General features: G+C 60.1%; 22 protein-coding genes and 6 pseudogenes. 19 read left to right on the top strand and 9 right to left on the bottom strand.

The window, feature by feature from the left end; genetic code table 11:
- Positions 1–1,281: FAD-dependent oxidoreductase (locus tag JFT80_RS22070; RefSeq protein ID WP_201149412.1), on the bottom strand; the 1,281-nt coding region annotated here is incomplete at its 3' end.
- Positions 1,282–1,908: 627 nt separating this feature from the next.
- On the opposite strand from JFT80_RS22070, the gene yghU reads away from it, so the two are divergent.
- The gene (gene yghU / locus JFT80_RS22075) at positions 1,909–2,748 is read left to right on the top strand and encodes a glutathione-dependent disulfide-bond oxidoreductase (protein ID WP_122839980.1); all 840 of its coding nucleotides are present in this window, start codon (positions 1,909–1,911) and stop codon (positions 2,746–2,748) included.
- 93 nt (positions 2,749–2,841) lie between these two features.
- On the opposite strand, the gene JFT80_RS22080 is transcribed toward yghU, so the two are convergent.
- On the bottom strand, positions 2,842–3,300 hold the full coding sequence (locus JFT80_RS22080; RefSeq protein ID WP_201149413.1) for a helix-turn-helix domain-containing protein: 459 nt from the start codon (positions 3,298–3,300) through the stop codon (positions 2,842–2,844).
- A gap of 100 nt (positions 3,301–3,400) precedes the next feature.
- Here JFT80_RS22080 and JFT80_RS22085 point away from each other — a divergent pair.
- The 3 genes and pseudogenes from JFT80_RS22085 to JFT80_RS22095 all read left to right on the top strand — a co-directional run bounded on the left by JFT80_RS22085 (position 3,401) and on the right by JFT80_RS22095 (position 6,087).
- Positions 3,401–4,694, top strand: a pseudogene (locus tag JFT80_RS22085) (MFS transporter).
- 3 nt (positions 4,695–4,697) lie between these two features.
- Positions 4,698–5,663 (top strand): alpha/beta hydrolase fold domain-containing protein, encoded by a 966-nt coding sequence (locus JFT80_RS22090; protein WP_242483030.1) that lies wholly within the window; start codon positions 4,698–4,700, stop codon positions 5,661–5,663.
- Between the two features lie 49 nt (positions 5,664–5,712).
- Positions 5,713–6,087, top strand: a complete 375-nt coding sequence (locus JFT80_RS22095; protein WP_122839977.1) for a hypothetical protein — start codon at positions 5,713–5,715, stop codon at positions 6,085–6,087.
- Positions 6,088–6,125: 38 nt separating this feature from the next.
- On the opposite strand, the gene JFT80_RS22100 is transcribed toward JFT80_RS22095, so the two are convergent.
- A complete protein-coding gene (locus JFT80_RS22100) occupies positions 6,126–6,584 on the bottom strand; it encodes a DUF6130 family protein (RefSeq protein ID WP_201149415.1) in 459 nt (152 codons plus the stop codon).
- Between the two features lie 200 nt (positions 6,585–6,784).
- On the opposite strand from JFT80_RS22100, the pseudogene JFT80_RS22105 reads away from it, so the two are divergent.
- Positions 6,785–8,051, top strand: a pseudogene (locus JFT80_RS22105) (MFS transporter).
- 73 nt (positions 8,052–8,124) lie between these two features.
- Positions 8,125–9,175 (top strand): annotated as a pseudogene (locus tag JFT80_RS22110) (alpha/beta hydrolase family protein).
- Here JFT80_RS22110 and JFT80_RS22115 read toward each other — a convergent pair.
- Complete coding sequence (locus JFT80_RS22115) at positions 9,066–9,713, bottom strand: GNAT family N-acetyltransferase (RefSeq protein WP_201149417.1); 648 nt, start codon at positions 9,711–9,713, stop codon at positions 9,066–9,068. The pseudogene JFT80_RS22110 and the gene JFT80_RS22115 overlap by 110 nt on opposite strands.
- 63 nt (positions 9,714–9,776) lie before the next feature.
- Between JFT80_RS22115 and JFT80_RS22120 the strand changes: the two genes are divergently transcribed.
- The gene (locus tag JFT80_RS22120; RefSeq protein ID WP_122840029.1) at positions 9,777–9,935 is read left to right on the top strand and encodes a DUF2986 domain-containing protein; all 159 of its coding nucleotides are present in this window, start codon (positions 9,777–9,779) and stop codon (positions 9,933–9,935) included.
- Positions 9,936–9,960: 25 nt separating this feature from the next.
- Here JFT80_RS22120 and JFT80_RS25680 read toward each other — a convergent pair.
- Positions 9,961–10,044, bottom strand: a pseudogene (locus JFT80_RS25680) (hypothetical protein); the annotation flags it as partial.
- A gap of 97 nt (positions 10,045–10,141) precedes the next feature.
- Between JFT80_RS25680 and JFT80_RS22130 the strand changes: the two are divergent.
- From JFT80_RS22130 to JFT80_RS22155, 6 genes and pseudogenes are all read left to right on the top strand, one after another.
- A complete protein-coding gene (locus tag JFT80_RS22130; protein ID WP_122839971.1) occupies positions 10,142–10,489 on the top strand; it encodes a metalloregulator ArsR/SmtB family transcription factor in 348 nt (115 codons plus the stop codon).
- 51 nt (positions 10,490–10,540) lie between these two features.
- Positions 10,541–11,011, top strand: coding sequence for an arsenate reductase ArsC (locus JFT80_RS22135; RefSeq protein ID WP_201149421.1), 471 nt, complete (start codon positions 10,541–10,543; stop codon positions 11,009–11,011).
- Positions 11,012–11,023: 12 nt separating this feature from the next.
- Entirely contained in the window at positions 11,024–11,722 is a 699-nt protein-coding gene (gene arsH, locus JFT80_RS22140) for an arsenical resistance protein ArsH (protein ID WP_201149423.1), read from the top strand.
- A 126-nt stretch (positions 11,723–11,848) separates the two neighbouring features.
- A complete protein-coding gene (locus tag JFT80_RS22145; protein ID WP_122839968.1) occupies positions 11,849–12,760 on the top strand; it encodes a bestrophin family protein in 912 nt (303 codons plus the stop codon).
- Positions 12,761–13,091: 331 nt separating this feature from the next.
- The gene (locus JFT80_RS22150; RefSeq protein ID WP_201149425.1) at positions 13,092–13,823 is read left to right on the top strand and encodes a carbon-nitrogen hydrolase family protein; all 732 of its coding nucleotides are present in this window, start codon (positions 13,092–13,094) and stop codon (positions 13,821–13,823) included.
- Positions 13,824–13,903: 80 nt separating this feature from the next.
- Positions 13,904–14,026: pseudogene (locus tag JFT80_RS22155) on the top strand (transposase); the annotation flags it as partial.
- 129 nt (positions 14,027–14,155) lie between these two features.
- Here JFT80_RS22155 and JFT80_RS22160 read toward each other — a convergent pair.
- Positions 14,156–15,063, bottom strand: a pseudogene (locus tag JFT80_RS22160) (LysR family transcriptional regulator).
- A 103-nt stretch (positions 15,064–15,166) separates the two neighbouring features.
- Here JFT80_RS22160 and JFT80_RS22165 point away from each other — a divergent pair.
- The 5 genes from JFT80_RS22165 to JFT80_RS24670 all read left to right on the top strand — a co-directional run bounded on the left by JFT80_RS22165 (position 15,167) and on the right by JFT80_RS24670 (position 20,906).
- Complete coding sequence (locus tag JFT80_RS22165; RefSeq protein WP_201149427.1) at positions 15,167–16,888, top strand: amidohydrolase; 1,722 nt, start codon at positions 15,167–15,169, stop codon at positions 16,886–16,888.
- An 83-nt stretch (positions 16,889–16,971) separates the two neighbouring features.
- The gene (locus JFT80_RS22170; RefSeq protein WP_201149429.1) at positions 16,972–18,048 is read left to right on the top strand and encodes a C45 family peptidase; all 1,077 of its coding nucleotides are present in this window, start codon (positions 16,972–16,974) and stop codon (positions 18,046–18,048) included.
- A 64-nt stretch (positions 18,049–18,112) separates the two neighbouring features.
- Positions 18,113–19,435, top strand: a complete 1,323-nt coding sequence (locus JFT80_RS22175) for an MFS transporter (protein ID WP_201149431.1) — start codon at positions 18,113–18,115, stop codon at positions 19,433–19,435.
- Positions 19,436–19,870: 435 nt separating this feature from the next.
- Positions 19,871–20,281: a hypothetical protein gene (locus tag JFT80_RS24665; protein ID WP_242483031.1), complete on the top strand. Its 411-nt coding sequence runs from the start codon at positions 19,871–19,873 to the stop codon at positions 20,279–20,281.
- Positions 20,178–20,906 (top strand): GGDEF domain-containing protein, encoded by a 729-nt coding sequence (locus tag JFT80_RS24670; RefSeq protein WP_374091431.1) that lies wholly within the window; start codon positions 20,178–20,180, stop codon positions 20,904–20,906. The genes JFT80_RS24665 and JFT80_RS24670 overlap by 104 nt, the downstream gene beginning before the upstream one ends.
- A gap of 74 nt (positions 20,907–20,980) precedes the next feature.
- Here JFT80_RS24670 and JFT80_RS22185 read toward each other — a convergent pair whose 3' ends face one another.
- The 3 genes from JFT80_RS22185 to JFT80_RS22195 form a co-directional block, all read right to left on the bottom strand.
- Entirely contained in the window at positions 20,981–21,736 is a 756-nt protein-coding gene (locus tag JFT80_RS22185; RefSeq protein WP_201149433.1) for a methyltransferase domain-containing protein, read from the bottom strand.
- A 143-nt stretch (positions 21,737–21,879) separates the two neighbouring features.
- Positions 21,880–22,380 (bottom strand): glutathione S-transferase family protein, encoded by a 501-nt coding sequence (locus JFT80_RS22190; protein WP_201149435.1) that lies wholly within the window; start codon positions 22,378–22,380, stop codon positions 21,880–21,882.
- Positions 22,356–22,556, bottom strand: coding sequence for a hypothetical protein (locus JFT80_RS22195; protein WP_201149437.1), 201 nt, complete (start codon positions 22,554–22,556; stop codon positions 22,356–22,358). The genes JFT80_RS22190 and JFT80_RS22195 overlap by 25 nt, the downstream gene beginning before the upstream one ends.
- Positions 22,557–22,708: 152 nt before the next feature.
- Here JFT80_RS22195 and JFT80_RS22200 point away from each other — a divergent pair, with 152 nt between their 5' ends.
- Positions 22,709–23,860 carry an AraC family transcriptional regulator gene (locus tag JFT80_RS22200; protein ID WP_201149439.1) on the top strand — a complete coding sequence of 384 codons (1,152 nt, stop codon included), beginning with the start codon at positions 22,709–22,711 and terminating at the stop codon, positions 23,858–23,860.
- The last annotated feature ends 22 nt before the right edge of the window (positions 23,861–23,882 follow it).

Here is a 23,882-nt window from a genome sequence, read left to right on the forward strand (position 1 = left end):
GGCGGCCGCAGGCAACGCGCCCGGGCCGAGCACCGGAGCGCCTGCAGACGACGGCAAGATCAGGCTGGCAGGTTCCTTGGGCAGCACAATGCTGTTCTGCATGTATTGCAGCAGGGTGTCGTAGTAGCTGTTGTCGCCCACCAGCACGGCGCCCAACACGTGCTTGCCGGTCGCGTCCACCACCAGGCGACGATAGCTGGCCGTCGCCTCGTCGATGAACTGATAGCTGCGCGAACCCGGCGTGTGGGCATGGGCGTCGCCGATAGAACCAACGTCCACGCCGAGCAGTTTCAGCTTGGTCGACATGTCAGCCCCCATGAACGGCTCGGCGGCCTGCTCGCACAACAGCGCGGCAACGCCCCGGGCCATTTGGTAGCCCGGCGCAACCAGGCCGAACAGGCTGCCGTTCCAGGACGCGCACTCGCCGATCGCGTAGATGTTCGGGTCGATGCTCAGGCACTCGTCGTTAATCACCACGCCCCCACGCGGGCCAATCTCCAGACCGGACTGGCGGGCCAATGCGTCCTGGGCGCGGATACCGGCGGAGAACACGATCAGGTCGGTCTCGAGGAATTCGTCATTGGCAAAATTCATCCGATAACGGTAGTCCGCGCCCGCGCTGATCGATTGAGTGGCACGGGACAAGTGCACGCCCACCCCTAGCCGTTCGATTTGCGTCTTGAGCGCCAGCCCACCCAGGTCGTCCAGTTGCACCGGCATCAGGCGCGGGGCGAATTCCACCACGTGAGCTTCAAGGCCCAGGCTTTTCAGCGCGTTGGCCGCTTCAAGCCCCAGCAGCCCTCCGCCCACTACCACGCCCCTTCGTGCGTTAACGGCAGCAGCCCGGATGGCGTCGAGGTCTTCAAGGGTGCGATAGACCAGGCGCGAGTCGCCTTCAGCGCCCTCGATCGGCGGCACGAAGGGGTAAGACCCGGTGGCCAACACCAACTTGTCGTAGGCGATGCCACCTTGCGCGGTGACCACCTCACGACGGGCGCGGTCGATTTCCAGCACCGGCACCCCGAGGTGCAGCGTGACACCTGGCGTCTGGTACAGCGACGCATCGGACAACGCCAGGGATTCGGCATCACGTCCGGTGAAGTATTCGGAGAGGTGCACACGATCGTAGGCACGCATCGGCTCCTCACTGAACACATGCAGCCGATAGTGCTCCAGGGCACCGCGTTCGATCAGTTGCTCGACACAATGATGTCCGACCATGCCATTACCGACCACGATCAGTGTTTTCAACTTGTTCAACGCGGCAACATTGGCATTCATATCAAGCACCCGACAAAGCTCATCACGGTTTAAAAAAGCAAAAAAAACGCCTGAAACCTTACGGTTCCAGGCGTCTTTGCCTGTTCTTATGCGGGATCAACCGGGCGACTTCGCCTGATCCTCCGCTGTTGCCCATGACCTGTCTGGCCGATCGATCGTCGTTGATCGAGGGGGCAGCCTACCCGGATGGTTCCCGGGAGAGCTAATGGGGGACTTGCAGCCTTTGTGCCAGACATTCCTTGAGCAGCGTAATCTGCTCTGGAGAAAGAACCGTCGCACCACCGGGTAGTCGTGCGAAGACCTCTGCGTCGGGCCTCCGGGGCGTGGCCGATGCGGTATCTGCTGAATGCCGAGGACAGCTGTCCTACTACCAGCAAACAAAAAGGAGCACTCGTTTTTCGCTTCCAACTGGTGCGCGCCACCCTTCACCCCGCTTTATAAAAGTGCATCCAACGGTGAATTTCAGCGCCTCTTTGCCCTCAACATGCACAGTGTTCGCTCCCGGCAGATACCTGTAATCTCACGGCTGATCGACGTTAAGCGGTCGATGCCTTTGGTCAAATGACCGCTTCGCAGCCACGACCGGCGCACTCCTCTCAGTTATCGACAAATCATGAGGTTTATCCGATGAGTAAAGCTCCCTACGTCCCGCCGCAGGTCTGGGTGAACAACGCCCCGTCCGGCGGACAGTTCGCCAGCATCAACCGCCCCATCGCCGGCCCGACTCACGAAAAAACCTTGCCGGTGGGCGAGCACCCGTTGCAGCTCTATTCGCTGGCGACGCCCAATGGCGTGAAAGTCACGATCCTGCTCGAGGAGTTGCTGGCGTTGGGACACAGCGACGCTGAGTACGATGCCTGGTTGATCCGTATCGGTGAGGGTGACCAGTTTTCCAGTGGCTTTGTCCAGATCAATCCAAACTCGAAGATTCCCGCGCTGCTGGATCGCAGTGTGCAACCACCGGTTCGTGTATTCGAGTCCGGCGCGATCCTGCTGTACCTGGCCGAAAAGTTCGGCGAGTTTCTGCCGACCGATTTAGCCGGACGTACCGAAACCCTGAACTGGCTGTTCTGGCAGATGGGCGCAGCGCCCTATCTGGGCGGCGGTTTCGGACACTTTTACGCGTATGCACCGGAGAAGTTCGAATACCCGATCAATCGCTTTACCATGGAAGCCAAGCGTCAGCTGGATGTGCTGGATCGCCGCCTCGCTGAAAGCCCGTACCTCGCTGGCGACCGCTACTCCATCGCGGATATCGCGGTGTGGCCCTGGTATGGCCAACTGGTGCGAAACAACGTGTATTCGGCCGCCGAATTCCTGTCGGCCGACCAGTACACCCATCTGCAGCGCTGGGCAGAGGAAATCGCCAACCGGCCTGCGGTCATCCGTGGCCAGCGGGTCAACCGGACCTGGGGCGATGAGGCGAGCCAGGTCGCCGAACGGCATCAGGCTGAAGATCTGGGTTGAGCGGCTGATTGCCTGAGGGAATCCCGCCGATGTCGGCGGGATATCACATCGCCGGCGCTGGTTGATCTAAAGCTGTCGCCAGCAAGCCGCCGACTAAGAGTCCGCTACAACGACTCTTACCCGGTGGCAATCCGAAGGCCCAAGCCTCTGTCCACTTGCCGAGCGAACCTCAATCGGCATCAGGGGCTCCCCGGATGCCTTGTCCAGCAACACGGACCGCGTCTCCCCCGCCTCGAACAAAAACCGCTCGCCCCACTGCCTCATGCTGACCACCAGCGGAAAAATCTCCCGGCCTTTGTCAGTCAACACGTACTCCTTGTACGCGCTGCCATCCGATGCCGGGCACACCTCGAATACCCCGACCTGAACCAGCGTCTTCAAGCGCGACGCGAGGATATTCTTCGCCACGCCCAGGCTCTTCTGAAACTCGCTGAACCGGCGAACATCGTCGAAGGCATCGCGGATGATCATCAGCGACCAGCGATCGCCGATGGCTTCCAGTGTCCTTGCGACCGGACACTCGTTGCCTGTTGGTGAATTGTCATCGAGCATCGTCCTGCCTCTGTGCAATGTGGTTGCAATTTAAAACCCGATTACGCCACAATTAAAACCAGTTTTTAATTGCAACCAGCTTAACGCCACGGAGGCGCACATGCCAGTCGATGCCGAATCAGCCACCCTATCCACGGCCAAGGGAATGCCATGCCAGTCTCCAGGTCTTTCTCCAGCGCTTGCCTTACTGTTCTCCGTCACCTGCGCCCTTGCAGTGGCCAACGTCTACTTCGCGCAACCGCTGCTGGACTCGATGGCACAGAGCCTGGGTGTTGCGTCATCGATGATCGGCATCGTGGTCACTGCGACTCAGGTGGGGTATGCCGTGGGGCTGCTGTTAATCGTGCCGCTGGGGACCTGGTCAACCGCAAGCGGCTGATCCTGACTCAGGTGCTGTTGTCGGCACTCGCTCTGGCGGCAGTCGGCGCCGCACAGCAGTGGCTGGCGCTGTTGAGTGCGATGGTCGCGGTAGGTCTGCTGGCTGTGGTGGTGCAAATACTCGTGGCCTACGCCGCCGTGCTCGCCACACCGTCACAACGCGGGCGGGCCGTGGGCACGGTCACCAGCGGCATTGTGCTGGGCATCCTGCTGGCGCGCTTCACCTCGGGCCTGATTGCCGACATCGCGGGATGGCGCGCGGTCTACTTCATGTCTTCGGGATTGATGCTGAGCATCGCGCTGGTGCTGTGGCAAGTGGTGCCGGTCACCGCGTCGCCGGCGCATCGTGAGTCCTACCTGGGGCTAATCGGTTCGCTGTTCAAATTGTTTGTCAGCGAGCCCACCCTTCGTGCCAGGGGCTTGCTCGCCTTGTTGATTTTCGCGGCTTTTTCGGCGCTGTGGACCTCCATGGTGTTGCCCATGAGCGCCCCGCCACTCGCGCTTTCGCACACGGCCATCGGCCTGTTTGGCCTGGCGGGGTTGCCGGCGCACTGGCCGCCAGGAGGGCTGGCCGTTGGGCGGATCGAGGTTTGGGCCAACGGGTGACCGGCATTTCCCTGGGGCTGCTGACACTGTCCTGGCTGCCTATCGGCTTTGCCGAGACGTCCCTGATGGCGCTGGTTTTTGGTGTGATCCTGCTTGATTTCGCCGTGCAGGCCGTACACGTCACCAACCAGAGCCTCATTTTCGCCGCACGACCCGACGCCCAAAGCCGCATGGTCGGCGCTTACATGTGCTTTTACTCGGTGGGCAGCGCGCTGGGCGCCGCGGCGGCTACCCAGGTTTATGCGCTGTGGGGCTGGCCGGCGGTTAGCCTGCTGGGCGCCTTGATCAGCGCGACGGCGTTGGCGGTGTGGTTGCTCACTGCTGTCTCACGGCCTCACTCAGGGCAGTCGCAAAAGACCCGGCACCTGCGGCACGGTTCAGGGTCTACTCCATCACATCGTGTGGAGTGAAACATGCCTTTTGCCAAAATTGCCCCCGCTGAAGTGGCGCAGATGCGCCAGTTCAACAAAAAGCTCGCCTGGATGCCACGCTTCAAAATACGCAATCGCGTCACGCCGCGAGTGATTCAAGCACTGTTGCGAATGAGCCAGCTCGGCGGCGACAAGCAATTGGCCAGGCATGGGCTTACGGCCGAAACACGCGTGATCACGGTGGATGGCGTCGCTGTGCCCCTGCGGATCATTCGCCCCCAGGGGATGATTCAGGGCGTCGTGCTGGACTTCCATGGCGGCGGATGGGTCATCGGCAATGCGCAGATGGATGACGTCTTTAACCTGGCGATGGTCAAGGCGTGCAATGTCGCCACCGTCTCGGTCGATTACCGCCTGGCAGTGTCGACACCCATTGCTGAGCTGATGAGTGATTGCCTGGGCGCCGCTCGCTGGTTGCTTGGCAACGAGTGTGAGGAATTTGCCGGGCTGCCCGTGATCGTGGTCGGCGAATCCGCAGGCGCGCATCTCGCTGCGGCGACCCTGTTGGCGCTCAAGGCCTGGCCGACAATGCTCCAGCGAGTGTGCGGCTCGGTGCTTTATTACGGAGTCTACGACCTGACGGGAACGCCAAGCGTGCGCACGGCGGGCCCGGAAACCCTGTTACTGGACGGTCCGGGCATGGTCGAAGCGCTGCGCACGCTCACCCCGGGCTTGAGCGATGCACAACGCCGCCAGCCTCCCCTGTCTCCACTCTATGGCGACTTTAGCGGTCTTCCTCCAGCACTGATGTTCGTGGGCGAACTGGACCCTCTTCGGGACGACACCCGGGCTATCGCTGAGCGATGGGGCGAAGTTGCGCAGGTTGAGGTGCACCCTTTGCCGGAGTGCGCACACGGGTTCATCCATTTTCCGACGGCGCTGGCCGACAAGGTGCTGACGTACAGTCGGGAGTGGATCAACGAGCGGATCCACCGGTTGCCGCGCTGAATGCCGCGGATCGCACACGCTTTGCTTCAACTATCTTTTAGGAGTCAACATGCCTGCCAATAAGCGCGACAGCGCCCGTATCGAACGCCGCCTGGTCGCTACGCTGACCGAAGCCTGCGAAACGGCGAAAGCTGAAATCACCGGGTTTGACTGGCTGACCCACACCGTCGACTACGATGCTTTTCCACAAAGCCTCAGGGTGATCTGGGTGTTTGAGACCCGCGCGAGCAAGGAGCAAGCCCTGTCCTGTGGGCAGGACACACGCATGCGGGCACTCACGGCCATTGCGCTGCAAGAAGCGGGTGTCGATTCAGTGCAGTTGGATCGATGCGTGCGGTTCGACTCTGAAGAGGAATGCAAAGTCCAGCATGGCGGGGATTGGCGTCGGCGTCTGTCAGTGCGCCAGCGTGAGTCTTTGCAGTAGCACCTTCAGACCATGGTCAGCCAATGCGCGGATGCTTTTTAGTGAGCATCGTCCATCGGCTTCGTTTCCGGAACAACAAAGTTCACGGTCGTACGGGTGAGTATCTTGTGGGTCGGGTCTGCCACCTCAAGCAGCACCTTGTGGGCACCCGGGGTCAGGCCAACCAGGATGATCGGGTCTTCGCTGGTGTGCGCCCATGTGCCCTGCCAGTCGTCGACGGTCACGTGAAGGTGAGCGAGACGAGGTGATACCTCAACAGCCGCTTTACCAAATACCGGCATGATCCTGGCGTGTTCGGCTCGATACTGGATGATCACAACCCCACGGGCGAGCGGCTCGGCGAGCGGCGGATAGGCGATCAGGGCCGGAACCGTCTCGGATTCCAGTGGAAGTATTGCCGGTGGGTGATGGGGGTCTGCTTCGCCTTCAGCGGATGCTGCCGTGCAGAACAGGACACCGAGGGCCAGGATGGGTGCATGTGCGAACGCGAGTGGCATGGCGTTTTTCCTCCCGCAGGGTTCCTTTAATCTTAGATCAAATGGGGCAGATATCTCGAAGATGGAGCTGTCCGCATCCAGGGTTTTTCCTTACTCACACACCCGAGCTGCGCTGATGAAACTTACCGTCATCACCGGCAGTCACTAGCGATGCGGAGGTTGAGTCCTTTCCCCAGACCTCGATTACTGAAGATATCGCCTTGGTCAGCCATCAAGATCGCCGTAACAATATCTCGCTGGACAGCGTGAATTTCTTCCCTCGCTGATGTGCGCGACGGTCTCGGCCCTTATCTGGCCATCTACCTGTTGGCCGTTCATCAGTGGGAGCCGGCCAGTATTGGCCTGGTGATGACGCTGGCGGGTGTCGCCGCGCTCGCGGCCCAGACGCCTGCCGGAGCGTTGATCGACCGGGCACGTAGCAAGCGGGCGATTATTGCAATTGCGGCCCTGGTGGTGACGGGCAGCTGCTTGCTGCTGCCATTTGTGACCTCGTTCAGCCTGGTGGCCCTGACTCAAGCGATCAGTGCCGTCGCCGCTTCGGTATTCGCCCCTGCGATCTGCGCCATTTCGCTGGGCATCACCGGTCCCCGGGCATTCACCCGGCGGACCGGGCGTAACGAGACGTTCAATCATGCGGGGAACGCTTGCGCGGCGCTGCTGGCAGGCGGATTTGCGTACCTCTTTGGCCCGGTTGCCGTGTTCTACCTGATGGCAGTCATGGCGCTGGGCAGTGTGGTGGCCGTCACGTTTATTTCAGCCGGGGCGATCGACCACGAGCTCGCGCGAGGCTTCGATCCCGCCGATGCAGGGCACGGAAAACAACCATCAGGATGGTCAGTGCTGCTCACCAACAAGCCACTGTTGGTGTTCGCCATCTGTTGTGCGTTGTTCCATCTGGCCAACGCCGCGATGCTGCCACTGGTAAGCCAGAAGCTGGCCCAGGTCAATCTACAGATGGCGACACCACTGACGTCGGCGTGCATTGTCGCGGCGCAGTTGGTCATGGTGCCGGTTGCCTGGCTGGTGGGTGCCAAGGCGGATGTCTGGGGACGCAAGCCGCTGCTGCTTGCCGGTTTCCTGATTCTGCCGTTGCGCGGCGCACTCTACACCGTGTCCAACGACCCCTATTGGCTGGTCGCCGTGCAGTTGCTCGACGGCGTCGGTGCGGGGATCTTCGGCGCGCTGTTTCCCGTGGTAGTCAAAGACCTCACCAAAGGCACCGGGCACTTCAACATCAGCCTCGGCGCGCTCACGACCGTTTTCGGCCTGGGGGCGGCGTTCAGTAACGGGCTGGCGGGCATTGTCGTGCAAGAGGCCGGCTACAGCGCGGCGTTCCTGACGCTGGCTGGCGTGGCAACGGTGGCGCTGGTTTTGCTCGTTGTGGGCATGCCGGAAACCTTGCCTACTGCCGGGGAGGAAGCGGTGTTGGCGCCTAACCGCCAATCAATCGCATCAACCCGCCATTAAGCCAGCCGCCTTGACGACGGCACGATTTACGCTTTAATGCGCAGGCTGAATCCATTCAAGGAAGATAAAAACAATGAAAAGCGCTATAGGCACCCTTCTGCTCATCTGCCTGGCCACCCGTGCAGTCGCTGACACCACCCATGTCGGCTTCCAGAGCTCCACACTACCTGACACCCAAGACCACCGCCCACTGGAGCTGGCCGTCTGGTACCCCACAGCATCTACCGCAACCCCCGAGTTGATCGCTGACAACCCGGCATTCGTCGGAGTACTTGCAGTGCGCAATGCGCCCGTGGCAGCCGGCGCGCATCCTCTGGTGGTGATCTCTCATGGTTATCGCGGTAACTGGAGCAATCAGGCGTGGCTCGCCACTGCCTTGGCCCATAAGGGCTATATCGTCGCCGCTGTTAACCACCCCGGCACCACCACTCATGACCGTAGCCCCCAGGCCGCAGCACAGTTATGGCAACGCCCTGCCGATTTGAGCCGGGCCATCGATGCAGGTGCAGGCTCAGCCGAAAAGATTTGGCGAGGTCGCGACAGGACGGGTTGCCGTAGTGGGCCATTCACTCGGCGGCTGGACCGCGTTGGAAATCGGCGGGGCACGTTTCGATCCCGAGCGCTTCGACCTGGATTGCAAAGTCCACACGACGCTGGCCAGTTGCTCCGTTTACCAACAGATCAATCCCGCCAGCACCCCGGACGCGAGAACCCGACTGGCTGCGGATTTGCGCGATAAACGTGTCACCTCTGTCGTCAGCCTGGACCTGGGCCAGTCACGGGGAATGACCGACGCCAGCCTGGCAGCGCTGCCGGTGCCGACCCTGGTGATCGCTGCCGGCGCTCCATCTGCCGACCTTCCCGCTGAGCTGGAATCTGCCAACCTGGCCAGACGCCTGCCCCCGGCATCCAGTCGTTACATCGAGATCAGCGATGCCAGTCACTTCAGCTTCCTGTCATTGTGCAAACCGGGTGCGGTGGCGATGCTTGAAGAGGACGTACCAGGCGACGGGATCATCTGCCAGGATGGCGAAGGCAGACGCTCTCGAGAGGCAATCCAGCAGCAGGTCGTAGGGCTGATCGATGAGTTCCTGGCGCAGCCATTGATAACAACCCAGCGTTGAGCTGAAGGTGATAGCGAGTCAGCGGTAGTGGCTCGCCATTTTCCTCGAAGGTGCGCTGGCTGGCCGCCTCTGCCGTGAAACCGAGTTTGCGGTAGAAGCGACTGGCGCGCTCGTTGCCGTCCAGCACCCAGGCGCTGACTCGCTGCAAACCCTCACCCACCAGCACCTCGCGCGACACGGCCCACAGCGCCGTGCCGATGCCCTGGCCCCAAGCCTGTGGGTCAAGGTAGATGGCCTTCAGCTCGCCATCGCCTGCGGCGGCATCCTCGTCACGGCTGGACCCGAATGAGCTCCAGCCGACCAGGTTGCCCTCCAGTTCTGCCACTCGAATTGCCTGGCTACCCTCCTCGATGGCTTTGGCCAGAAAGGCCACGCGCCGATCTATGCTGGCGTCCAGCGCACTCAGGTATCCATCCGACAGCAGCCCCCGATAGGTCGCCTGCCAGCTGCGGATGTGCAACGTGGCGATCGCGCGAGCATCGGCGGGAATGGGCAGGCGGATGAGCAACCGTGGAAGCTCGCTGGAGGTTTTGTCCATATGTGGATCTGCCTCAATTTGTAAGCTGATATCATTGATGAACTTACAAGTTGGGCAGAGAAAATGAACCGGCAGAAAAAAATAAAGCAGTTATTGAAGGCTCACGCGAAAAAGGCCAGCGCCAAATTGGCACCGGCCAAAGCGAAATACATCAGCAAGGCTGACCGCTTGAAAATGGAAGCTGAGGCGGGTCAGGAGCCAAGCACTGCTGCTGAAAGCTGAAAAGTGCAGACACTCCATCCCATGCCTACCGCGCGTGCACAGTCCAGGCCACAAGCCTGGCAACCATTGGCCTTACAACCATTACGCACACAAAAGCAGATGGCATTGCCGCCACGCCTCCTCGGCTAAGCCGCATGAGTTTCTGACTTGCTTAATACATATGGTTATCCGTATATTTGATTATCCATATGTAAGGAGCGCTTGCGATGATCACCCCCCTTGAAATCTTCAAGAGCCTGGCCGACGAGACCCGCGTGCGCGCCACCCTGCTGATCGCCGAGCAGGGCGAGTTATGCGTCTGCGAACTGATGTGCGCGCTCGACGATAGCCAACCGAAAATCAGCCGCCATCTCGCACAATTGCGCAGCAACGGCCTGCTGCTGGATCGGCGTCAGGGCCAGTGGGTCTACTACCGTCTTAACCCGCAGCTGCCGGAGTGGGTTCACGAAATCCTGCGAGTGACGGCAAAGGCTAATGCCGATTGGCTCATGGACAACTCCTCACGCCTGCAGAACATGAATGCACGGCCTGTGCGCGAAAGCGCCTGCTGCTGAAACCCCTTCGATCCGTCCTTTGATGTTCGCCCATAGCGGCTGGAGTACCCCATGCGAATCCTGTTCATGTGCACGGCCAACAGCTGCCGCAGCATTCTCTCTGAAGCCATGTTCAATCACATGGCGCCGCCCGGATTTGAGGCGGTCAGTGCCGGCAGTTTTCCCAAAGGCCAGGTGCTGCCGCGCAGCCTGTCGACGCTGCAACTGGCCGGCGTAGCCATCGATGGCTTGCACAGCAAGGGCAACGACGCTTTCGAAGGCAACCCGCCAGACATCGTCATCACCGTGTGCGACAAAGCCGCCGGCGAGACCTGCCCGGTGTATTTCGGCCCGGCGCTCAAGGCCCATTGGGGACTGGAAGATCCCTCTGAGGTGGCCGGTGACGAAGCGCTGATCGACGCCGCTTTCCGTGCCACGCTCGCGCGCATCGAACAACGCTGCAAGGCCTTCCTCGAACTGCCCTTCAACCGTCTCAGCCGCGATGAACTCAAACACGAGCTCGATCGCATCGGCACTCTCTGAGGAGAACAATTCATGTCAGAACACCTGCCCAACCTCGATGCCACCCTGTTCGAAGGTTCGCAAACATCGACCCCGGGCGCCCCCAAACCGCGCATCCTGCTGCTGTACGGATCGAACCGCGAACGCTCCTTCAGCCGGTTACTGGTGGAGGAGGCCGCTCGGTTGCTGGAACACTTCGGCGCTGAAACGCGCGTCTTCAACCCGTCCGGTTTGCCGCTGCCCGACGACGCGCCCGTCGACCACCCCAAGGTTCAGGAACTGCGCGATCTGGTGCTGTGGTCGGAAGGGCAGGTCTGGTGCTCGCCGGAACGACACGGCGCAATGTCCGCCGTGTTTAAGGCGCAGATCGACTGGGTTCCGCTGGAACTCGGCGCCGTGCGCCCGACACAGGGCAAGACCCTTGCGGTGATGCAGGTCTGCGGCGGGTCGCAGTCGTTCAACGTGGTCAATCAACTGCGCGTGTTGGGCCGCTGGATGCGTATGTTCACCATCCCCAACCAATCTTCGGTGCCCAAGGCCTACATGGAATTCGACGAGGCAGGACGGATGAAACCGTCGCCGTTCTACGACCGTGTGGTCGACGTGATGGAAGAACTGGTGAAGTTCACCGTGTTGTTGCGCGATCAGCAGACGCATCTGGTCGACCGCTACTCCGAACGCAAGGAAAGTGCTGAGCAGTTGATGGCAAGGGTCAATCAGCGCTCGATCTGAGGAAGAAGCAACGCCGCCAGCCTTGGTAGAACTCATCATGAATCGGCGGCGCAGACCGAACCTTTCCCCCGAAAACAGCGTCCGAGGTAAGGCGTTAATGCTTACCGCTCACCACGAGGTTTCCGTTTGAAAGCTGCCGTCATCAAAAAATACCGACTGATTATCAAGACCATGGGTTATGTGGGCTGGGCGTTGTTCTGGCTGTTGCTCTGGGACATTGCGGTCACCGTGGACTTTATGCTGTTTCTCAACGCCAAGATCAACCTGCCGCTAATGCCCCTGACATTGCTCGGTTCGGCATTGGTGGTGCTGATCAGCTTTCGCAACAGCAGTGCCTACAACCGTTGGTGGGAAGCGCGGACGTTGTGGGGTTCGATGATAAACAACTCTCGCAGCTTCGCCCGTCAAGTGCTGACGCTGCTGGATGACCCTGGCCCAGAGGTCAATCCGGTCAAGTCGACCCTGCTGCGCCGCCACGTGGCGTATGTGAATTGCCTGGCGGCGCATTTACAGGGCCATGCTTGTCCGGAGGAAGTTCGCGCGTTTATTCCCGCAGAGGAATTTGCTCGCAGTGGCACCACCAACAACTTTGCCAACGACATCCTCACCGGCTCAGCAGCGTTGCTGGCCCGGGAGTACAAGGCCGGGCGGCTGGACAGCATTCGCCTGGCCCGGCTGGAGTCAACCCTGGTGGACCTGTCCAACAGCCAGGGAGGCATGGAGCGGATCGCCAATACCCCGCTGCCCTACCCTTACGTGTATTTTCCGCGGCTGTTTATCTCGCTGTTTTGCCTGATCGTGCCGGTGGGCCTGGTGGAATCCCTCGGCTGGTTCACGCCACTGGCTTCGACCGTCGTGGGCTTTATGCTATTGGCCATCGAACGCATCGGCACCGACTTGCAAAGCCCGTTCCGCCACAGCGAACACCAGATCCAGATGGAAGACCTCTGCGAAACCATCGAGAAAAACCTGCAGTCGATGCAGCGAGATTCTTTGGGCGATGTGCGCAGGCTGGAGGAGCCTGCTAATGCGCTATGAGCATTGAAACGCTGATGGGCGAACAGCGCCGAAACATACGCTTGAGCCATTTACTGATTAAGCCCGGGAATACAGGCCAGTCTCTTACCTGTCGCCGGCCTCGTCTATTGGCCGATTTCCGTCTGTTTTAAACGTAAGCCATGAGTCGACTACATGCCTCGTTCGTAGGCAGTTATCGGCCAAAAGCGGCCATTGGCGTTCGTGCAAACTCCCGCGTACGCACTTTTCAAACTGCCAACGTTCGTGCAGCATGCATTGACTTTTAAGCAGAGGCTGAGCAACCGTTCAGTCACTCTCGAAGTTAACCCTACACATGGAAGCGAGACGGGAAATGAAGCTAATCGCTGCGCAGATCCTCCCTGTACCCGGGGAATATCAGAAAAACATCACCAGACACATTGATGTCATCCACCTGGCTGCAAGCCAAGGCGCCGATCTCGTGCTTTTTCCCGAGCTTTCCCTCACCGGTTACGAACCGAGGCTGGCTGAGGTCTTGGCGGTGCATCCGAGCGACGGCCGTTTTGATGAGTTCCAGAGATTAAGCGACCTATATGGGATGACCATCGCTGTTGGCGCGCCAACGAAGGGAAATAAAGGCACCGAGATCAGCATGATCACCTTCCAGCCCGGACTGGAGCGCACGAGCTATTCAAAACAGCATCTACATTTCGACGAATTACCTTTTTTCACTCCGGGCACCGAGAAGCTTGTGCTGAGTCAGGCAAATTTTGTCCTTGCACCCGCCATTTGCTACGAGTCACTGCAACCAAGCCACGCCGCACAAGCCGCAGAGTCAGGCGCTCAGGTGTATTTGGCAAGCGTGGCCAAGTCTGAGAGAGGCATTGCATCGGCAAACAGTCATTATCCGATGATTGCTAAAAAGCATTCCATGACGGTGATGATGGCGAACTGTATAGGCACTGCCGACGACTTTGTAGCAGCAGGTTGTTCTGCCATCTGGAACAGTCACGGTGAACTCGTTTGCAGCGCTGACGCCTTTCAAGAGGCATTAGTTGCGTACGATGTACAGACTGGAGAAGCGAGCATTTTCAGCCTGGTTTGAAATCCCGCTCATGCTCACCGTCGCGTCCAAAATGACCGGCTGCTTTGGCTCGATTCTGTTGAAAAAGTAGCTCCCCTATCTGCTACGGCATTCGCTCTGAGCGGCGGTTGCGCGAAGAGGCCCATTTGAACCTGGCGTATCGCTGGTTCTGCCGGCTAAGCCTTGAATATGAAGTCACGGATTCAGGCCATTTGAAAAACCGACTTTTTCAACATAATCGGCCAGAAGCAGCCGCTCAGAGGTATCTATGGGTCTAAGGTGGATTTAAGCGCCTTTTACGTTCCAGCGCCCAAGTAGCTATCAGGCGTCTGCACCCTGTGTGCAGAGCCTATTCAAGGTGCGTCCTGCCAGTGCTGCTTCAGGTATTCAATAAACACCTTCACCTTGCGTGTATTGCGCCTATGCGTCAGGTACAGCACATAGATCTGCGGGCCGAAGCCGCTGGGTTCGCGCCAGTACTCGGGCATCACTTCCAGCAGCTCCCCGCGAGCCAGGTAGGGCGCGGCGCTCCACTGCGGGATGAACTGCAGGCCCTGGCCATCGAGCAGACAGGCCAGCAGGAAGTCGTAGCTGTCGCTAGCTAAGCGTGGCATCGGCTGGTCCAGGCGGATGCGCTGCTCGCCCTGCAGTACCCACCAGAAATGCCGGTTAAGCAGCGGGTGACGAAGGATCAACCAGTCGTGCTGCACGTAATTGTCCAGGGTCACCTCGCCACCCTTGCGCGCCAGGTAGGCCGGACTTGCGCAGAGCAGGATGTGATTCTCCAGCAGTGGCTGTGCAATTACCCCAGGCAGGTCGGTGGGGCCGTCGCGCAGGGCCAAGTCGTAGCCGCCGTCCACCAGATCGACATAGTCGTCACTCAGTGCTACCTCCAGATGCACCAGCGGGTGGTCGCGCAGGAAACTGCAGCACACCTGGCTGAGAAAGGCCGGACCGAAAGAAGGCGGTGCGGTAATACGCAGGTTGCCGCGCAGCTCCTGCTGCAGCTGCTCCACCCCTCACTCGCCAGTTGCAACTGCATCAACGCCTGGCGCGCACCCTCAAGATAGATATGCCCTGCCTCTGTCAGGGCCATGCGCCGGGTGGTGCGCTCGAAAAGTCGGGTGCCCAGTTCGGCTTCCAATTGCGCCACCGCCTTGGTCAGTGCAGAGGGCGTCTTGCCAATCTGATCGGCAGCGCGACTGAAATTGCCCTGTTCGGCGGTGGCCACGAACATCACCAGCGCGCTCAGCTTGTCCATCTATCTATTCCTGTTGGGCACAGAAGTTATGCGGGAATTGGCATTTTTCAAGCGACCTGCACTCGGTAGCCTGCATGCAGACTAACAAAAACAGGCTCACTACATGAAACCCTTCCTTCCCTTGCTGCTCGCCAGCGCTATCGCTTGTGCCTCGATGGAAACGATCGCTGCTGCCGACCTTATCCTGCACAACGCCAGGATTTATACTGCTGAACCTGGTGAGGGCCTCCAACAGGCCATCGCCATTGAGGGCGGCAAGGTAGTCGCCGTCGGCTCCGATGTGCAGATTTTACAACTCAAGCAGCCTGCTACCCAGGTGATCAACCTCGGCGGCAAAGTGCTGATGCCTGGCTTTATTGACTCTCACACCCACTTGGTCAAAGGCGGGCTGCAAATGCACCAGGCCAACCTCAATAACGAGGCCATGGCATCAGCAGAGTTGGAGAAGCGCTTGCGCCAGTGGCGCGACAATGGCAGTGCCCGACGTGGCGAGTTCCTGAGTGTCGGCGGCGTGAGCACGGCAGCCTGGGACCATATCGCTGAACTGGAACAACGCTTCAACCAAGGCGAATGGGCCAGTACGCCAATTCTACTGGCCGGAGGCGACTACCACACCGGGTGGGCCAACCGCGCCATGCTGTCCAAGGCCGGTATCGACGAGGCCAAAGTTAAGACACTCAAGAGCGAGGAGCTGGCCACTATCGGTCATCACCCGGACGGCCAGCCTAACGGCTTCTTGGTCGATGCCGGCCTCTACTTGGTACAGGAGCTGCTGCCACTGGCCAGCGACGCTGAGCTGTTGGTCGCCCTGGAAGACGCGCAGCGCCTCTATCACAGCTTAGGCATTACCGGCTGGATGGAACCGCTGATCAACGAAAACCCTGGTGGAGCCATCAACAACGATTCGCTTGGCGCTCTGCCGGCCTACAAGGCCCTGGCCGCGAAGGGCGGACTGAACGCCCACGTCGCCGGCCTGCTGATGGCCGACTCCAAGGCTACTCCAGCCGACCTTGACGAACTGGACAAAGTGCGCCGGCAGTTCCAGGGCATTGCCAACCTGAGTTTGCCGGGCATCAAGGTGTTCTCCGACGGAGTGGCCGAGTTCCCGGCGCAGAGTGCTGCCCAACTCGATCCGTACAGCAACTCGGGCAAGAACGGCGAACTGTTGGTCGACCCTGGCGCCTTCGCCAAGCTGGTGGATGCCGCCGATGCACGCGGTTGGCTAGTGCATGTGCACGCCATCGGTGATCGCGCCGTACGCGAGTCGCTCAATGCCTTCGAGTTCGCCCGTCGACAACGCAACAGTGGTGTCCACCACTCCATCACCCACTTGCAGATGGTCAACCCCCAGGAGTTCGCTCGCTTCAAGCCGCTCGACGTGATTGCCTCCATGCAACTGTACTGGGCCGCGGCCGATGAGTTGAGCGTCGATTTGGTCAAACCCTACGTCAGCGCCATGGCCTACCAGTTCATGTACCCGGCGCGTTCGCTACTCAAGCACGGCGGAACCATCGCCGGTGCCAGCGATTGGCCGATCACCACCGCCGATCCATGGAAGGCCATCTACCAGGCCGTCAGCCGCCAAGGGCCCAAGGGGGTGCTGAACAAGTACGAAGCCATCGATCGCGAAACAATGTTCCAGGCCTATACCCTCAATGCCGCCCGCACCCTGCAACTGGAGCAGCGGATCGGCTCGCTCAAGCCCGGCAAACAGGCCGACATGATCGTGCTCGACCGCGACGTGTTCCAGGTCGAGCCCGAGGCCCTGCGCGATACTCAGGTGCTCAAAACCTTCTTCGCCGGCCGCGAAGTCTTTTCCCGCTAACCCTTACAGTCTCGCTCGGTGCGCCACCTGGCGCGTCGCGACGAGGCTATGCCCGCACCACGTCGCAACACAGGACATTCGCAGTGAAACTTCATACCTTCGTTACCGACACCCAGAACCCGCAGCAGCGCGGCCGCCAGATCGGTGAGTGCTGGGCCCCGCAGATCCAGCAGACCTGCGCGCTCTATCTCGACTTCTTTTCCCAAGTGGACATCGATCCGCAACGGGTGCGTGCCATCGGCGAGGCCAGCCTGGAATCGCTGCAAACCTGGAGCCCCCACCTTGCCCAAGAACTGGTAGCCACTGCAGAGGGTGCAGGGCTATCGCTGTGGCAGTTGGCAGCGCTGAATTCTCGCACGGAAATCCTCGCCACCATGCCGGCCGGCACCGAAGGTGAATGCTCCACCGCCGTGTTCGCCCCGGCCGGTGCCGAGGTACCTCGCACCATCCAGACCTGGGACTGGCACGACAGCCTGGTGCCCAATGGACTCCTGATGCAGCTGCAAGGCAGTACCGGATTGCAGGTTAAGCTGTTCACCGAGTTTGGCATGCTCGGCAAGATCGGCGTAAACAGTGCCGGTCTCGGCCTGCACTTCAACATCCTCCATCACGCCAGTGACAACGCTACCGCCGGAGTGCCGGTGCACGCCATCGCCCGTCGCGTGCTGGAAGAGGCACGCAGCGTCGACGAAGCCATTTCCCTGGCTCGTTCAGCGTGGGTCAGTGCTTCCACCGTGCTCACTGTGTTCTCACGCCAGGACTGTGCACCGCGTGCCGCCAGCATTGAGCTCTCGCCCCAGGCTACTGCATTGGTGCTGCCGAACGCCGAAGGCTGGCTCACCCATACCAACCATTTCCTGGCTCCGGAGTTGGTGCCTGGCGAACGCACGGCGGACGTGGGCACAACCTACCAGCGGCTGGCCCATGTCGATGCCCAGCGCGGTGACATGGATGACCGCAATATCACCGTACGGGCTCGCGCCATGTGTGGCGAGGCTGGTGACCAGGCTCCAATTTGCTTCCACCCGGATCTATCCCTTTCTCCCAAAGAGCGCTGGGAGACCCTACTGACGATCGGCATCGACACTGCCGGTGGCAATCTGCTCTACAGCACCGGCAACCCCATGGTCATGGCCGAGAAAGGCCATCTGCGCTTCTGACCGCCCCCGCCGGCTGCATGGCTGCCGGCGGATCTCCACTCCAATAATAAGACGGACATGACAAATGGCTAACCACTCGACGCAGACGGGATCACCGTCAGCACTGCGCACTTTCTTCGTCTCCGGTATGGGTACCGCGTTGGAGTTCTACGACTTCGTCATCTACGGCATTGCCGCCGCGCTGGTGTTCCCCCAGGTATTCTTCCCCGACCTCGATCCGCTCACCGCCACCCTGGTGGCCTTCGGCGCTTTCGGCGTGGGCTTCTTCGCACGCCCGCTTGGCGGCGCGGTGTTCGGTCACCTCGGCGACAAGAAAGGCCGGCAGAAGGCGCTGGTGATCACCCTGCTGCTGATGGGCCTGAGCACTCTGCTGATCGGCTGCCTGCCCAGCTATGACAGCATCGGCATCGCCGCGCCCATCTTGCTGGTACTGCTGCGCCTTGTGCAGGGTTTCGCCGCTGGAGGTGAATGGGGTGGAGCAGCCTTGTTCGGCATTGAGTCAGCACCCACCGGCAAGCGCGGCCTGTGGGGCAGCTTCACCAGCATGGGCATCGGCATCGGCGGCATCCTCGGCTCATTGGCGTTCGCACTGGTCAGTCTGGCCTACGATGACAACCTGGCCGACTTCGCTTGGCGCATTCCATTTTGGCTCGGCGGCGTGCTGGTGCTGGTTGGTCTTTACGCGCGCATGCAGAAAGCCTGTAGTCAGCCGCTGCAGCACAGCGAACAGGTGCGCATTCCGTTGCTCGAAGCCCTTCGCTCGCGTCCCCGGGAAATGTTGCTGTGCAGCGGAATCGCCTTCGGCTACGTGACTATCGCCTATATCGGCAGCACCTTTTTCCTCGCCTATGCCACGCAAATTGGCTACGGCAGTACCGAAGCACTGCTGTTCGACATCGCTTTGTCAGTTGCCATCGTTTTCAGCGCACCGCTGTTCGCCAGCTTCTCTGATCGCATTGGCCGGCGCCGAGTAATGATCTTCGGCACGGCGATCATGGCCGCCGGCTTCTTCGTCTTCTTTCCGCTCGTGGGCCTGCACCAACTGCCGATCTCCTGCGCCGCTTATTTGATGATTGGTATCTTTATGGGGGCCACTCAGGGGCCAATCCCGGCCTTCCTGGCCGAACAGTTTCCGCAGGCCGTGCGTTACTCGGGCATGTCGACCGCCTACCAGATCGGTGCCGCGCTGGGCGGGGGCACCGCCTCCAGCATCGCCACCGCGATCCTCATCACCAACGATGGTGACCCGTTCGGGGTAGCCCTGTACGGCTCCGCAGCCCTTGCAATCGTCGCGATGTGCTCCTGGCTACTGCGCGAGACCGCCCACCTCAGCCTGACGGAACTGGACCACCCTGTCTGCGCCGTCGCGCCCTGTACGCAAGACTGAGAGCCCAGCCCTCCCCTTCGCGCATCGCGCGAAGGCGACCTGAATCACAGAAGAGGTTGGTCACGCCCCTGCCGCTTTGTGCTCCTGCGGCGTTTGGATCTTTTTCGCGCACTAATCCTTGAGCTGGTTTCCACGGTAGATAAATACGCGCTGGAAATAGAAAACTTTACATTGAGCGGAGGGCTTCCCGGCTCAGATTTCATTTAGCGAAGTTCAAGATGAGTTTTCAGCGGGCGTTATGCGCTAAGTCTGGTCAGCAGTGAACAGTGAACGGTTCTGATAATGGGTACAGAGGCAGCTTCGGGGCAGATTGCTGCCCGTCACGGGTAGAAATCGGCAAGAAGCGGTCACTCTATTTGGGTAACACTCTGCACTGTTCAGTAATGCGCCGATCAGTCGATAATTGAACCACCCCTTAGTTATCGGCAACCCCTAATGGATCAGATCCTCTCTTTTCTCTCCGATACCCTTCCAACAGCCCGGACCCTGGAGCAGCTGACGCGCCCCCTGCTGACCCTGCTCAACCAGGTCACCGGCATGGAGTCGACCTACCTGACGACCATTGACACCGACAAGGGTGTCCAGCGTGTCGAATTTGCACGCAACGTCGGTGACATGGTCATTCCCGAAGGGTTGGTCGTGCCTTGGGCGGACACCTTGTGCAAGCGCGCGCTGGACGAAAATCGCATGTACTCGGATAACGTCGCCGAAATTTGGGGTGACCTCGGAGGCCGCCGCAGCCTTGGGTATCAGGACTTACGTAAGCGCGCCCATCCGATCCCAGAATGGGCAGGTGTTGGGGACCGTATGCGCCGCCAGCTCCGATCAGGTGGCTCGCTCCCCTGAAGTGGAACCCTTGCTGATGCTGCTGGCAGCGTTACTGGGATATGCCCTTGAACGTGGGCTGCTGGTTGAGCAACTCCAGGCCGCCAACACCGAGCTGACCAAGCTGGCCCTGACAGACCCACTCACTGGTCTGGCCAACCGGCGTGCCGTTCTGAACGACGCCGCGCGCCTGTTCGCCCTCGCCCAGCGGGAGAACAAGTACATCCTCATCAGTGTCATCGATCTGGATGGCTTCAAGCTCATCAACGACACCCGCGGCCACTTGGCGGGAGACCGACTACTGTGCGGCATCGCCGCCCAACTGCAGCATGGCCTCAGGAGCAGCGACATCATCGGGCGTACTGGCGGCGATGAGTTCATCGTGATCGCCCTGGGCACACCTTCCGGCCACTCGGACCAGGAAAAAGACATGCGACATGCCGCCGAACTGCTTCAGGCTCGCCTGGCCAAAGCCACAATCGGGCGATATGAACTGGGCCATGGTCTTGGTGGAATTGAATACACCGGTGCGAGTGTTGGCGTAGTGACCGTGATACCGGGCAACATCACTGTGGACGAGGCCACAAAGCTGGCAGACCGCGAGATGTATAAGGTGAAACAGCAGCGAAACGGTCAACGGTTGTAGAAAAGTCTAAGGTTAGCTTCAGGCCCATAGGCCTGTCGCGAGGCGCGGAAAACGGCCAGAAGCGTCCCCTTCGTTCACTGTAACTTTCTCGCCCACGCTCCAAATAACATGTCTCCAATGTAAATCGCCTGAGATTGCGAGCGCTCATTGTCCAGGCGCTCTTGCAAAGTTTCTATCGCCACTTCGTCTGCTGTTGCGACTCCATGTGCAAGGATTCGAGGCAGACAGGCTCGCACGATATGGCCCAAGCCGTAGGCACAGTTTGGCGTTTGTATCAGGCATTCACCACGTACCTCTTCCACGGCTAAACCGGCCTGGGTGAAGATGCGATGGAGATTGAAGCCGATGTGCAGATCAGCGCCTTCACGCTCGATCATATGCTGTAGCCAGCCTTGGGCCCGCTTGTGTAGAGGAAAACCATCGAGGCTTGCCGGAACCAGAGTGGTGTCGTGCTCCTGAAACACCACGATGCCGTCAAGCTTCACGTGTTTCGCTATCGCACGTACCGCTGCTACGGTATCCGCCTGGTACATCAGCACTCGCCGGCCAACGACTGCGTCAAACTCACCCAGCGATTCGGGAAGGCTGAGCAGATCGCTTTCGATAAACGTCGGGTTGTCGTAGTGTTGCGGCGCGATCCTCTGGCGTGCGATGGAGAGTGTCCTCACGTCGTGATCCGCACCTACGACAACCCCCGTATTTCCGACCAAGCGCGCCAGCAAGTAGGTGACGTCACCCGTTCCGCAGCCGACGTCCAGAACGCGCATCCCTCCGCAAATTCCGGCATCAATGAGCAGGCGCTCGGTGAAGTCCTGTTGGGTGTTCGACATGGCAAGCTCCGCAGTTTTGATGCCAGTTTGAATGGAGGGCGGGTAGCGAGACGCTCTAGGCGTTGTGCAGGACGCCGCCAAATGCGGCGGCCAAGACAGACTCCCAATCGTCGTCTTAGCGGCGCGATTGTTGTAATTGGCGTTTAACCTGCAGCATCCAGCAGCGCCTGATCCTTCGCTACTGCCCGCTGATAGGCGTCGCGGCGGGTCAACTTTTCGGCGTAGACGAGAAAGGCGGCTCGGGGAGGCAACGTCTGCATGCCCAGCCCCCAGCCGATGTGGGAGCCGACATAAACGTCGGCAGCAGTGAAGCGGTCACCGGCAATAAAGGGATGAGACAGTACCGCGCGCTCGAGTTGGTCCACGGTGCGCTCGTAGCTTCCATAGCCAAAGAAAAACTCCTGCTCTGGCGCGGGAATGAAGCCAGCGCGGTGGTTGGTTACGGCCTGTTCCACTGGGCCTGCCGCGAAAAACAGCCAGCGGTAGTAGGCCGCTCGCTCCGGCGCCGCAGGAGCCAGGCCCGCCTCAGGAAACGCGTCGGCCAGGTAGGCACAGATGGCGGCAGTTTCTGTTATGGTCTGCCCGTTATGCACCAGCGCAGGGACCTTCGCCATCGGATTCACGTGGCGAAAAAACCAGCGCATGGATCATCAAGGCGGGCCTGCTCGGGCACTGCCAGCGCAGCACCACCCCAGCGGTCAGCTTCGCTAGTGGACTGGTAATCCAGAATGACCAAGTCATACGCGCAGCCAATTTCTTCAAGCATCCATCGCACCATGCGGCCGCGAGAATTGGGGTTAGTATAGAATGTCATGGTCATCGTGAGCTCCTTCTAGCCCGGTTCGTTGCCGAGCATGATAAGCGCCACGCTGCATCCTGCTGTGGGCGGTTTGCGCCAGAACACTTGCGAAACGCGCCATTGATGGGCGCTGCATTACGCACTGCCGCATACGTGCGGTTCGGAGCCCAAAAATGACCCACTTTCAGACCCGCTCCGAGCGATGCAAGCTGCCCCGTGCCTTCTGGCAGTCGATAGAGCAACTGGGCCTTAGCCCGTCGATGGTTCAACGGCACGCACAACTGCCAACCGACCTGCACCTCAACGACGCAGCCATTATCAGTACACATCAGCTCTTTGCCGTTTGGAATGCCATCGAGGCGTTGTCGGCAGACCCGGCGTTCGCCATAAAAATGGTCCGCGACACGCCCAGCGCGAAACACAAACTGGCATTCCTCGCTGCCTTATATGCAGCCGATTTTCGCGAAGGGTTAGCGAGGTATTCCCGCTTTATGCGTCTATGCAGTCCCGACCAGATTTGCGTCGAGGAGCATGAGGGCAAAGTGTCGTTCACCATTGTGTGGCCGCCTGGCAGCGGCTCGGAACCGTATCTCTCGGTGGAGGCGTGTTTTGCTTTTGTGCTGGAGCTGGGTCGGCGAGGCACGGGTGAACACCTGGTGCCTCTGGCGGTGAGCCTGCGACGGCCAGAGCAAAACCTGCAAACCCATGCGAGCTTTTTCGGCTGCCCCATTCACTATGGCGCAGCTCGTGACCAACTCACAATGAGCGCCGCCGGCCTGGACCTGCCGTTTCGTGAGCATAATCCGGAAGTACTGCACTTCATGACACCCGGCATGACCGCCGCTGTGCAGGAGCTTGAAGCGCCCGTTGGATTCCGCGAGCAAGTAATTGACGTGTTGAAACGAACCCTTGCGAACGGACGGCCCACGCTGCCACACCTCGCCCGAGAATTGCTGCAAAGCGAGCGGACGTTGCAACGACGTTTAGCGGCAGAGGGCACAACGTTCAGCGCATTACTCAACGAGGCCCGGCGCCAGGTAGGACTGCGCCTTCTTGCCGATACAACTCTCGAACTGAAAGAAGTGGCGTATCTGCTCGGCTACGAAGATACCAACTCGTATTTCCGGGCTTTTCGACAGTGTGAGAACGTTTCACCCAGTGAGTGGCGACGCGTTAATGAGCAGGCAGCCACGGCCGAAGAATCTGGGGGCGCGGAACGCTTCTGGCGCGGTTACAGCCTCTCGCGACGGCCTAAAATTGGCAAGAAGCGGTCACTCGTAGACGCTTTGGGTAATGTGGCGACTTATCAAATGAATAATGGCTAGCCCGTCGTCGATCCGGACCAGG

It is taken from the genome of Pseudomonas sp. TH10 (assembly GCF_016651255.1).
GTDB lineage: Bacteria > Pseudomonadota > Gammaproteobacteria > Pseudomonadales > Pseudomonadaceae > Aquipseudomonas.

Excerpts from the sequence above, each read along its gene's own strand:
- JFT80_RS22200 (WP_201149439.1), top strand. The coding sequence starts at position 22,709 with ATGACCCACTTTCAGACCCGCTCCGAGCGATGCAAGCTGCCCCGTGCC.
- JFT80_RS22090 (WP_242483030.1), top strand. The coding sequence starts at position 4,698 with ATGCCTTTTGCCAAAATTGCCCCCGCTGAAGTGGCGCAGATGCGCCAG.
- JFT80_RS22130 (WP_122839971.1), top strand. The coding sequence starts at position 10,142 with ATGATCACCCCCCTTGAAATCTTCAAGAGCCTGGCCGACGAGACCCGC.
- arsH (WP_201149423.1), top strand. The coding sequence starts at position 11,024 with ATGTCAGAACACCTGCCCAACCTCGATGCCACCCTGTTCGAAGGTTCG.
- JFT80_RS22080 (WP_201149413.1), bottom strand. The coding sequence starts at position 3,300 with ATGCTCGATGACAATTCACCAACAGGCAACGAGTGTCCGGTCGCAAGG.
- JFT80_RS22150 (WP_201149425.1), top strand. The coding sequence starts at position 13,092 with ATGAAGCTAATCGCTGCGCAGATCCTCCCTGTACCCGGGGAATATCAG.
- JFT80_RS22095 (WP_122839977.1), top strand. The coding sequence starts at position 5,713 with ATGCCTGCCAATAAGCGCGACAGCGCCCGTATCGAACGCCGCCTGGTC.
- JFT80_RS22165 (WP_201149427.1), top strand. The coding sequence starts at position 15,167 with ATGAAACCCTTCCTTCCCTTGCTGCTCGCCAGCGCTATCGCTTGTGCC.
- JFT80_RS22175 (WP_201149431.1), top strand. The coding sequence starts at position 18,113 with ATGGCTAACCACTCGACGCAGACGGGATCACCGTCAGCACTGCGCACT.
- JFT80_RS22115 (WP_201149417.1), bottom strand. The coding sequence starts at position 9,713 with ATGGACAAAACCTCCAGCGAGCTTCCACGGTTGCTCATCCGCCTGCCC.
- yghU (WP_122839980.1), top strand. The coding sequence starts at position 1,909 with ATGAGTAAAGCTCCCTACGTCCCGCCGCAGGTCTGGGTGAACAACGCC.
- JFT80_RS22120 (WP_122840029.1), top strand. The coding sequence starts at position 9,777 with ATGAACCGGCAGAAAAAAATAAAGCAGTTATTGAAGGCTCACGCGAAA.
- JFT80_RS22190 (WP_201149435.1), bottom strand. The coding sequence starts at position 22,380 with ATGCGCTGGTTTTTTCGCCACGTGAATCCGATGGCGAAGGTCCCTGCG.
- JFT80_RS22195 (WP_201149437.1), bottom strand. The coding sequence starts at position 22,556 with ATGACCATGACATTCTATACTAACCCCAATTCTCGCGGCCGCATGGTG.
- JFT80_RS22100 (WP_201149415.1), bottom strand. The coding sequence starts at position 6,584 with ATGCCACTCGCGTTCGCACATGCACCCATCCTGGCCCTCGGTGTCCTG.
- JFT80_RS22135 (WP_201149421.1), top strand. The coding sequence starts at position 10,541 with ATGCGAATCCTGTTCATGTGCACGGCCAACAGCTGCCGCAGCATTCTC.
- JFT80_RS24665 (WP_242483031.1), top strand. The coding sequence starts at position 19,871 with ATGGATCAGATCCTCTCTTTTCTCTCCGATACCCTTCCAACAGCCCGG.
- JFT80_RS22185 (WP_201149433.1), bottom strand. The coding sequence starts at position 21,736 with ATGTCGAACACCCAACAGGACTTCACCGAGCGCCTGCTCATTGATGCC.